This is a genomic window from Paenibacillus cookii, assembly GCF_018333375.1.
In the GTDB taxonomy this organism is placed as follows: Bacteria; Bacillota; Bacilli; order Paenibacillales; family Paenibacillaceae; genus Paenibacillus_AQ; species Paenibacillus_AQ cookii.
Map to the genome: position 1 here is coordinate 56,583 of NZ_BORW01000031.1, position 10,219 is coordinate 66,801.

The 10,219-nt window shown below is 54.6% G+C and carries 8 protein-coding genes; all 8 read left to right on the top strand.

The annotated features are described in order from the left end of the window. Positions 1 to 119: 119 nt before the first annotated feature. The 8 genes from KI367_RS21245 to gntK all read left to right on the top strand — a co-directional run bounded on the left by KI367_RS21245 (position 120) and on the right by gntK (position 10,073). Positions 120 to 1,958, top strand: a complete 1,839-nt coding sequence (locus KI367_RS21245) for an ABC transporter substrate-binding protein (protein ID WP_212952103.1) — start codon at positions 120 to 122, stop codon at positions 1,956 to 1,958. Between the two features lie 160 nt (positions 1,959 to 2,118). After that, positions 2,119 to 3,129 carry an ABC transporter permease gene (locus KI367_RS21250; RefSeq protein ID WP_036712176.1) on the top strand — a complete coding sequence of 337 codons (1,011 nt, stop codon included), beginning with the start codon at positions 2,119 to 2,121 and terminating at the stop codon, positions 3,127 to 3,129. Position 3,130: 1 nt separating this feature from the next. Beyond that, positions 3,131 to 3,967, top strand: coding sequence for an ABC transporter permease (locus KI367_RS21255; protein WP_036712173.1), 837 nt, complete (start codon positions 3,131 to 3,133; stop codon positions 3,965 to 3,967). A 5-nt stretch (positions 3,968 to 3,972) separates the two neighbouring features. Beyond that, the gene (locus tag KI367_RS21260) at positions 3,973 to 4,983 is read left to right on the top strand and encodes an ABC transporter ATP-binding protein (RefSeq protein WP_212952104.1); all 1,011 of its coding nucleotides are present in this window, start codon (positions 3,973 to 3,975) and stop codon (positions 4,981 to 4,983) included. Continuing rightward, positions 4,970 to 5,773 (top strand): ABC transporter ATP-binding protein, encoded by an 804-nt coding sequence (locus KI367_RS21265; RefSeq protein ID WP_212952105.1) that lies wholly within the window; start codon positions 4,970 to 4,972, stop codon positions 5,771 to 5,773. The genes KI367_RS21260 and KI367_RS21265 overlap by 14 nt, the downstream gene beginning before the upstream one ends. Before the next feature lie 515 nt (positions 5,774 to 6,288). Continuing rightward, positions 6,289 to 6,972, top strand: a complete 684-nt coding sequence (locus tag KI367_RS21270) for a GntR family transcriptional regulator (protein WP_036712253.1) — start codon at positions 6,289 to 6,291, stop codon at positions 6,970 to 6,972. A 155-nt stretch (positions 6,973 to 7,127) separates the two neighbouring features. Next, positions 7,128 to 8,489 (top strand): GntP family permease, encoded by a 1,362-nt coding sequence (locus tag KI367_RS21275; protein ID WP_212952106.1) that lies wholly within the window; start codon positions 7,128 to 7,130, stop codon positions 8,487 to 8,489. 45 nt (positions 8,490 to 8,534) lie between these two features. After that, positions 8,535 to 10,073 (top strand): gluconokinase, encoded by a 1,539-nt coding sequence (gene gntK / locus KI367_RS21280; RefSeq protein ID WP_212952107.1) that lies wholly within the window; start codon positions 8,535 to 8,537, stop codon positions 10,071 to 10,073. The last annotated feature ends 146 nt before the right edge of the window (positions 10,074 to 10,219 follow it).

Genomic DNA, 10,219 nt, shown 5'->3' on the forward strand with positions numbered 1-10,219 from the left:
GAACCTGATCCCTTCGATCATAGGCTTTAGAAAGCGCTTGCAGAATACGTTTTAGAAACGGTCGGTGCAATTTAAGATTCAAGATCCAACGTGTCAATGTGATGAATGGGGGAATGTTCATGAGGCTGAAATTCGCTTCGAAACCGCTGATGGCGCTTTTGATGGCGGGAGTTCTCATCGCAGGCTGCCAAACCGTGCAGCCGCCGTCCGCTTCGGAAACGCCGAAAACGCAGGAAGGAAACAAACCGCCTTCGGGCAATCAGACGGAGCCTTCCAAAGAACCCGCGACCGGAACCTCCAAAGGCGACGCCAAGGAAACGCCGCGAAACGAAACGTTGTACGTCAACGGCCTGCAGTGGGGAGCACCGACGAACTTCAACCTGCTGAGCGGCAATCCGGCTTTTCCGATCAATTACGGCAATTCCCGGGAGCTGGTGTACGAAACGTTGTTCATGATCAACCAGCTGGACGGGGCGCTTGAGCCGCTGCTCGGAACCAAATACGAATGGAAGGACGATACGCTGCATGTCGAGCTGAACAAGGACGCGAAATGGAACGACGGCAAGCCGTTCACTTCGGAGGACGTCGTTTATACTTACGAGCTCGGCAAAAAATACGACATCAACTGGAGCAGCTATTGGACGAATATTTCCGAAGTAACGGCCGACGGGGCGAATGCCGTCAACATCAAGCTGAACAAGGATAATCCCAACCGGCTGAGGGTGCTGGACAGCATTGAACTGATCCCGATGCTTCCGAAGCATATTTGGGAGGAAATCGAAAAGAAAGCGGGCAACGACCTGTCCGCCATCCGGAAAGAAGTCAACGATAACCCGGTCGGCACGGGCCCATACAAGCTGTATTTCTACAACGACCAGAAAATCACGATCGAACGCGACGACAATTATTGGGGCAAATCGCTGTTCGGCAAACTGCCGGCCCCGAAATACATCACGCACGTCATTTACAAGGATAACGCGGCCGGCGACCTGGCGTTCAAGAGCGGCCAAGTGGACGTATCGCAGCAGTTCATTCCGCAGGTCTGGAACATGTGGGAAAAGGGAGCGCCGATCAAGACGTTCCTGGAGGACGCTCCGTATTACGTGCCGGGTTCCATGCCGTCCATCTTCTTCAACATGTCGAAAAAAGGGCTCGACAACGCCGACGTCCGCCGCGCCATCGCGATGGCCATCGACTACAAAAAAATATCGGATCTGGCGATGAGCGGCTACTCGGCGGCGATGGAACCTTCCTTGACGCTGAATACCGACGCCGAATCCAAATACGTCGACAAAGACGCGATCAAACCGCTCCAGTGGACGACGGACGTCAAAGCGGCCAATGAACTGCTCGACAAAATCGGGGCCCAAAAAGGCAAGGACGGCATCCGCGTCCTGAACGGCACCCGCCTCGGTCCGTATGAAATCGAATGCCCGTACGGCTGGTCCGACTGGAATGCGGCGCTCGAAATCGTCGCGCAAAGCGCGAAGGCGATCGGCATCGAAATCCGCACGAAATTCCCGGAAGCTCCGGTATGGACGAACGACCTGCAAACAGGCAAATTCGACATCATCATGAACACGCCGGCCGGCGGCGTCAATCCGAGCCAGCCTTGGAGCCGGGCCCATGACATCATGTACTCGAAAGGCGTGGCGCCTGCCGGAGAAATGGCGTTCTGGAACTGGGGACGCTACAAAAACGACAAGGCCGACCAAATCATCGACCAAATCCCGACCGTCACCGACGAAGCGCAGCTGAAAAACCTGTATACCGAGCTGACGAAAATCTGGCTGACGGATATCCCTTCCGTTCCGCTGATGTACCGCCCGTGGGTGTTCCACACCGTCAACGAATCCGTATGGAAGGGGTTCCCCGTCGACGGGGACGGCAGCAACATTCCGCCGCAAATCGCCATGGACGGCGCGGGCATCCGGGCCTTGTATCAGATTCATAACTGAGGATACCGCGCATCCGGAACCCGATCATGTTCGGGCGACGGCCAAAAGCAAACATGCACGCAGCCTGCATAAGGACGGCTATCCGGGCCGTTCCTATGCGGGCTCTCCGTCACCGGCAGCATGATATTCCGCCGCGCAAGTCCGAAGGGGGGAGCTTTTCGTGAACGCCTATTCGAGATATTTCGTGAAAAAGCTGTTTTGGTACGTGCTGACGCTCGCGATCGCCATCGCGCTGAACTTTTTCCTGCCGCGGATGATCGAAGGCAATCCCGTAAGCATGATCGTTTCGCAAATGTCCCAGGGCATGACGGACAGCGACACGATCAAACGCGTCTATGAGACGTTTATGGCCGAATTCGGGATCGACAAGCCGATTTGGATGCAGTTTCTCATCTACGTCAAAAACCTGTTCACCGGGGACTGGGGAACCTCCTTCGGACTGTACCCGAAAAAGGTGACCGACATTTTGGCTTCCGCCGTGCCGTGGACGGTCGGGCTTCAGCTTCCCGCCATTTTGGTCGGCTGGATTTTGGGCAACGTCCTCGGGGCGGTAGCCGCTTATAAAAAAGGCGTCTTCGACAAAGCGATTTTTCCGGTGGCCTTGTTTATCAACTCGATCCCGTTTTTTACGCTTGCCATCATCATGCTGTACCTGTTTGCGCTCACCCTGGGGTGGTTTCCGCTCTCCGGCGGGTACGATTTTCAGATGGTGCCAAGCCTTAGCTTCGAATTTATCGGCTCGGTGCTCCGCCATCATACGCTGCCGTTTTTGTCCATCGTGCTCGTGACGATCGGCGGGCAGGCCATCGGGATGCGCGAAATGTCCATTTACGAGCTGAACGCCGATTACGTGCTGTACGCGAAGCTGCTGGGCATCCGGGATTCGAAAATCGCCAGGTACGTGTTCCGCAACGCCATGCTTCCGCAAATTACGGGACTGGCTCTGTCCCTCGGGACGATGGTCGGCGGCTCCCTGATCTGCGAAATCGTGTTCAGTTACCCGGGACTTGGCACATGGATGTTCACGGCGATCCGCCAATTGGATTATCCGCTGATCTCCGGCTGCACGCTGCTGATCGCCATCACCGTGCTGCTCGCCAATTTTACGATCGACATGGTTTACGGATTGATCGACCCGAGAATCAAAGCCTCGCAAATGGAGGAACAGTGAGATGAAAAATTCGTTCGCTATTCTTCTGAAATCGCCGAAGTTCATGATCGGCGCCGTATTGTTCCTGCTGATGCTTGCGCTCGTGCTGATCTACCCGCAAATCAACCGCAAGGACCCGCTGGAGATGATCGCCCTCGCCTTCCAGCCCCCGGACGCAAACCTGTGGCTTGGCTCGGACAATTTCGGGCGAGATTTGTTTCTCGAGCTGATGTACGGCATCCGGACCTCCATCCGCGTCGGGCTGATCGCCGGCGTGTTTGCCACCGTCATCGGCCTTTTCATCGGTCTGGTTTCAGGCTACGTCGGCGGCATGATCGATAACCTGCTGACCGCCGTCACGAACATTTTTATCGTCATCCCGTCATTCGTCATTCTGATCCTCATTTCGGTCAGCATCAATTCGCGCAGCTCGCTCGTGACCGCAATCATCATCGGCATGACGAGCTGGCCGTGGACCGCGAGGGCGGTCAGGGCGCAGACCACGTCGCTGCGAAACCGGGATCACGTCCATATCGCCAAAATATCCGGCCACAGCACGCCCAAAATCATCGTTTTCGAAATTCTCCCGTATATCGCTTCGTACGTCGTCATGGCGTTTGTGTTGCAAACCGCCTCGGGCATCCTGTCGGAGGCGTCGATCTCCATGCTCGGCCTGGGGCCGTACAACACCATTTCGCTCGGCATCATCATGAACTGGGCGCTCGTGTTCGAGGCGCCGGTGGCGGGGGCTTGGTGGGCTTTTATCCCGGCGGCGTTATCGATCGCGCTGATTACGTTCTCCCTCTACATGATGAACACGGGCATGGACGAGATCTTTAATCCGAAAATAAGGAGCTAAGGCGTATGAGCACGAACATTTTGGAGGTCAGCGGCCTGAAGACCTATTATAAAACCCGCCTGAAGGAAAAGGTGTTTGCGGTGGACGGCGTCGATTTTAATCTGGAGGAGGGGAAAACGCTCGGCATCGCGGGAGAATCGGGCTGCGGAAAATCGACGCTTGCGCTCAGCCTGATGGGCTTTTATTTCCCGCCCCTCCATTACGGCAGCGGTTCCATCCGAATCTCCGGCAACGACATTATGAAGCTGAGCAAGGAGCAGCTGAGGTCGAAAGTATCCGGGCGCGAAATCGCCTATATCCCGCAGGCGGCGATGAACGCGCTTAATCCGACGCTGCGAATCATCCGGTTTATCGAAGACATCATGAAGGAGCACCGGCCCGAATTGTCCAAAAAGCAGGTATGGGAGCTGGCGGCGGACCGGTTTAAGACGCTGAATCTGCCGGAAAAGGTGCTGAAATCGTATCCGAGCGAGCTGTCGGGAGGGATGAAGCAGCGGACGGTCATAGCCATTTCCACCATCCTGAATCCGAAAGTGCTGATCGCCGACGAGCCGACTTCCGCGCTGGACGTCACTTCGCAGAAAGCGGTCATCAAGCTGCTGAAGGATTTGCTGGACAAAAAGTATATCCGGTCGCTCGTTTTTATCACGCATGAGCTGCCGCTGCTTTATCATGTCACGGACGAAATCATGGTCATGTACGCGGGCGAAATCGTCGAGCGGGGCACGGCGGAGCAGATGATTTTTGATCCCGTCCATCCGTATACGAAAAAATTGATGGGTTCCATCCTCGTTCCGGAGGAAGGCATGAAAGGCCAAAAGCTGGCCGCGATTCCCGGCGCTCCGCCGAATCTGAAGCAGGTGCCGCCCGGCTGCCGGTTTGCGGAACGCTGTTCCTTTGCGCAAAGCGAATGCAAAACCGGCAAGGTGCCGATTCGCGCGAGCGGGAACCATCTGTACCGCTGCCTGTTTGAAACGGAAACGCTGAAGGAGTGGTATGCGAATGAACCATCGTGATCTGTTGATCCGCGGCAGAGGCCTCACAAAAGTGTTCGGTTATGGCAGCCAAAAGACGACCGCCGTGGATGCGGTGGATTTCGATTTTCATAAAGGGGAAATCATTTCGATCGTCGGCGAAAGCGGAAGCGGCAAAACGACGCTGGCCAAAATGATCATGGGCCTTCTGAAGGAATCCTCCGGGGTCATCGAATATAAAGGGCAGCCCCGCCGTTTGAAGTCCCATGCCGACCGGAAACGGTATTGGAAAGATATCCAGGCGATTTTTCAGGATCCGTTTTCGTCGTTTAACCTGTTTTACCGGGTGGAAAAATTGCTGCTCGATTGCATTAAGCTGCAGGGGCTCAAGCTGACGAAGGAAGAGCGGTACCGCAAAATGCAGGAAGCCTGTTCCTTCGTCAATCTCAAATTCGAGGAGCTGCACAACAAATACCCGTTCGAGCTGTCCGGCGGCCAGATGCAGCGGCTGATGATCGCCCGGATTTTCATGCTGCACCCGAAGGTGCTCATCGCCGACGAGCCGACGTCCATGGTGGACGCGTGCTCCCGTTCGACGATTCTCGATATGCTGCTGAAGCTGCGGGACGAAAACGAAATGACGATCATCTTCATTACGCATGACGTAGGGCTGGCTTATTACGTAAGCGATACGATCTACATTATGGAAAAGGGGAAAATCGTCGAAAGCGGCCCCGCCGAGGACATGATCCTGAATCCGCAGCACGGGTATACCCGGCAGCTCATCAACGACGTCCCGAAAATCCACTCGGCCTGGGATTTGGGGTCGTAGGAAGGAGCTTGGCTTTGCGCGAACCAAGGATGGAGCCGGAGCAAATCTCCGGGCTCTATCCCTGCATATAAAGGCTGCCTGGACTGCGAATCATTTCCGTTTTTATGCGATCAATTCCTTGAAAACAGCTATGAAAACGAAACGTAAAATAATTTTTTTAGCAGCTTTCTTTTTGATGACGGCTAAAATATTCCAGCTAAAAGCATGCATGAAAGGAGGGGGACGAAGCCCGAACCCGGCGCAGATCAAGAAACGGAAGGAAATTTCATGGTCAAAATAGCTGGAAAACATTGCTTTGAAGCGCTTTCAAAATAAGGTTTACAGATGCCGGGTTCTGATTTAAAATAAAAAAGGTTCTAAGTTGTCGACAAGTATACTTGTGATATTGAAAATCGGTTCAGGATGAAAAACTGCGAAAGGTTGGAACGGCACTGCGCGGATATGATAAAATCCTATTAGTATGCTTACGAATCGGGATTGATAAACAATCCTTGAAATAGGAGAGTTGTCTGATGTTGCAGTATCCTTCAGCCTGGCTGCAGAACGCATCCCTTGGGGAAACCATCGCGTGCGAGCTGAGGCTTCGAATCATCAACGGAACGATCAAGACGGGCGAGACCATTTCGGAAAATTGGGTGGCTTCCGAGTTCGGCACAAGCCGTTCCCCGGTGCGGGAGGCTTTAAAAACGCTCTCAAGCGAAGGACTGATCCGGCTTGAGCGCATGGGGGCCGTCGTGGTCGGTCTGGATGTCACGGATGTCGAAGAGCTGTACGACGTTCGTTTTTTGATTGAAAGCTTCGCCCAGCAGCGGCTGGCCCAATCGGATGTGACCGGTTTGCTCGGCTGCCTCCAGCGGATCGTGGACAAAATGGAGCTGGCGATGAAACATAACGACGCCGTGGAATTTTCTTACCAGGACTTATCCTTTCATGAAACGATCATTACGGCCGCGAACCACAACCGGATTTTGCATCTTTGGAAGAGCATCCGGCCGATCGTCATGACCGTCATGCTGCTCACGACCGACGAAATTTTTTCGAAAGGCGAACAAAAGCTGCATTCGGTCATCGACAAACATTATACGATCATGAAAGGCTTGGAATCCCGCAAAAGAGACGTCATCGAACAGGTGGTCAGGGAATATTTCGCGGATTCCAGGAAAACGCTTCACAGCAGCATCCCCGGCCGTACATCCTGAAGCGGTCGGCACATGTCCCTACGCGGACGTTGCCGCTCAAAGTTGTCGACAAGTATACCAATACTTAAATTAAATGCTGGCAAATGGGCATGATAATTTGAAGGGAATTCATAAATCATCCAGAAAAACCAGGTGAAGAAAGGTAGGTTGTCTTGATGTCCAGTATTTTCGGTATGAGCCATAATTGGACGCTGATCGTTTGGACGCTTGTCGCGATTGCGTTTTTGATCGTATTTATCGCCAAATTCAAGTGGAACCCGTTCGTTACGCTGCTGCTGTCGGCGCTGATCCTCGGCTTTTTGACGGGCATGAAACCGCTTGATATCGTCGACTCGGTAACGAAAGGGCTTGGCGGAACGTTAAGCACGATCGCCATCGTCATCGGCCTCGGCACGATGCTCGGCAAGATGATGGCCGAGTCCGGCGGTGCCGAGCAAATCGCCACGACGCTGGTTAACCGCTTCGGCGAAAAACGCGTGCACTGGGCGATGATGATCGTCGGCTTTATCGTCGGGATTCCGGTGTTTTTTGAGGTGGGCGTCATTCTGCTCATTCCGATCGTGTTTACGGTCGCACGGAAAACCAAAATGTCGCTCCTGCAAATCGGGATTCCGATTTTGGCGGGGCTTTCCACCGTGCACGGTCTGGTTCCGCCGCATCCGGCACCCATGATCGCGATTGATGCATACAAAGCCGATTTGGGTAGAACCATATTATATTCCTTGATCGTCGGCCTGCCGTCGGCGATCGTGGCAGGACCTCTTTTCGGCAAATGGATCGGCAAACGGATCAAGGTCGAGCCGCCGGCAGAGCTGGCGGAGCAGTTTTCGTCCAGCGGCGAGCGCAAGCTGCCGGGCTTCGGCATTACCTTGTTTACGATCCTGCTTCCTGTTATTCTGATGCTGATCGGTTCGATCGCCACCATTATCGATCCGAATGCCAAGTATGGATTTACCGTATTTTGCGAGTTTATCGGGCATGAAGTGATCGCGCTTTTGATCGCGGTCGTCTTTTCCTTCTTTTCGCTCGGCTTCTCGCGCGGTTTCACCAAAGACCAGATTTCCAAATTCACGAGCGAATGCCTGGCTCCGACGGCAACGATCATTTTGATCATCGGCGGAGGCGGCGCGTTCAAGCAGGTGCTCATTAACAGCGGCGTCGGCGACGCGATCGCGCAAATCGCCACTTCCGCGAATATCAACATCATTTTGTTCGCATGGTTCGTAGCGGCGTTGATCCGCGTGGCGACCGGTTCGGCTACCGTGGCCATGACGACGGCCGCAGGCATCGTCGCTCCGGTGCTGGCGCTGAATCCCGGGGCGAGCCCTGAACTTGTTGCGCTGGCAACGGGCGCGGGTTCCCTCGTTCTGTCCCATGTCAACGACGCCGGCTTCTGGATGGTCAAAGAGTTCTTCAACATGTCCGTTCCGCAGACGCTGAAATCTTGGACCGTGATGGAAACGCTGCTGTCGGTGGCGGGGCTTGCGTTCATTCTCGTCATCAGTATGTTTGTATAATAATGAAACAAGAAGTTTCATCGATTCAAGAAAGAAGGTTAAAGCATGAGCAATAACATGATGATCGGCATCGATATCGGCACGACAAGCACCAAGGCCGTCATTTTCGAGGAGAACGGCAAGGTCGTGGCCAAGGGCAGCGAAGGCTATCCGCTCCATACCCCGACGTCATCGATTGCCGAGCAGGATCCGGACCTGATTTTCGCCGCCGTCATTCATTCGGTGAAGCAGGCGATGGAAAAAAGCGGGGCAGCCCCCGAGCAGATCATGTTCGTGTCCTTCAGCTCGGCGATGCACAGCGTGATCCCCGTCGGCGCGGACGGCAAGCCGCTGATGAACTGCATTACGTGGGCGGACAACCGTAGCGCGGAATGGGCGGAGAAGCTGAAGAAGGACATGAACGGGCATGAGATTTATTTGCGCACGGGTACGCCCATTCATCCCATGTCGCCGCTGTCGAAGCTGATTTGGCTGCGTCATGACGAACCTGATATCTATAACAAAGCGGACAAATTCATTTCGATCAAGGAATATGTCTTCGCGAAGCTGTTCAACCAGTACATCATCGATTATTCGATCGCGTCTTCGACCGGCATGTTCAATTTGGAGCAGCTCGATTGGGACAAGGAGGCGCTGGAGCTTGCCGGCGTCAAGCCGGACAATCTTTCCGTTCCCGTTCCGACGACCCATGCCGTCTCGGGGCTGAATCCCGTTTACGCCGAGGAGATGGGGCTTTTGGCCTCCACTCCTTTTATCGTGGGAGCAAGCGACGGCGTGCTGTCGAATCTCGGCGTGGATGCCACCCAGCCGGGCGTCGTCGCGGCTACGATCGGCACAAGCGGCGCGATCCGCACCGTCGTGGACCGGCCCGTGACGGATCCGAAGGGCCGTATTTTCTGTTACGCGTTGACCGACAAGAAGTGGGTCATCGGAGGACCGGTCAACAACGGAGGCATGCTGTTCCAGTGGGTACGGGACGAGTTTGCCGCCTCCGAAGTGGAGACGGCGAAACGCCTCGGCCTTGATTCGTACGACCTGCTGACCCGGATCGCGGAGCAGGTGAAGCCGGGGGCGGACGGGCTGTTGTTCCATCCGTACTTAACGGGCGAAAGGGCGCCGCTGTGGAACCCGGACGCGCGCGGCTCGTTTTTCGGGCTGACGATGCATCACCGCAAGGAGCACATGATCCGCGCCGTGCTGGAAGGCGTTATTTTCAATATGTACACGGTGCTGCTGGCGATGGAGGAAATTATCGGGCGTCCGACCAAAATCCACGCCACCGGCGGATTTTCGCGTTCCCCGCTCTGGCGCCAAATGATGGCGGACATTTTCGATCAGGAAGTCGTCATTCCCGAAAGCTACGAAAGTTCCTGCCTCGGCGCCGTGGTCCTTGGCCTGTACGCGCTCGGCAAAACCGATACGCTGGACATCGTTTCCGGCATGATCGGGTCCACCCACCAGCACAAGCCGATCAAGGAACACGCGCAAATTTACCACCGGCTGCTGCCGATTTTCATTAAAATTTCGCGGAACCTGGAAGAAGAATATAAAGCCATCGCCGAATTCCAGCGGCAATTGTTCTAGTTCGGGCGCACGCATTAACGGGGCTGTCCAGAAAGTCAGTGAAAACTGACTTCTGGTCCGCCCATTTTCGTTGAATGCAAAAAATAACACAAAAAAACCGTCTGATCTTGTAAAATGAAAGTTACCAGACAACCATTTTACAGAAG

What these genes read in the sequence shown, in the direction of transcription:
- KI367_RS21245 (WP_212952103.1), top strand. Translation starts at nt 120, where the DNA reads ATGAGGCTGAAATTCGCTTCGAAACCGCTGATGGCGCTTTTGATGGCG.
- KI367_RS21275 (WP_212952106.1), top strand. Translation starts at nt 7,128, where the DNA reads ATGTCCAGTATTTTCGGTATGAGCCATAATTGGACGCTGATCGTTTGG.
- KI367_RS21260 (WP_212952104.1), top strand. Translation starts at nt 3,973, where the DNA reads ATGAGCACGAACATTTTGGAGGTCAGCGGCCTGAAGACCTATTATAAA.
- KI367_RS21255 (WP_036712173.1), top strand. Translation starts at nt 3,131, where the DNA reads ATGAAAAATTCGTTCGCTATTCTTCTGAAATCGCCGAAGTTCATGATC.
- gntK (WP_212952107.1), top strand. Translation starts at nt 8,535, where the DNA reads ATGAGCAATAACATGATGATCGGCATCGATATCGGCACGACAAGCACC.
- KI367_RS21265 (WP_212952105.1), top strand. Translation starts at nt 4,970, where the DNA reads ATGAACCATCGTGATCTGTTGATCCGCGGCAGAGGCCTCACAAAAGTG.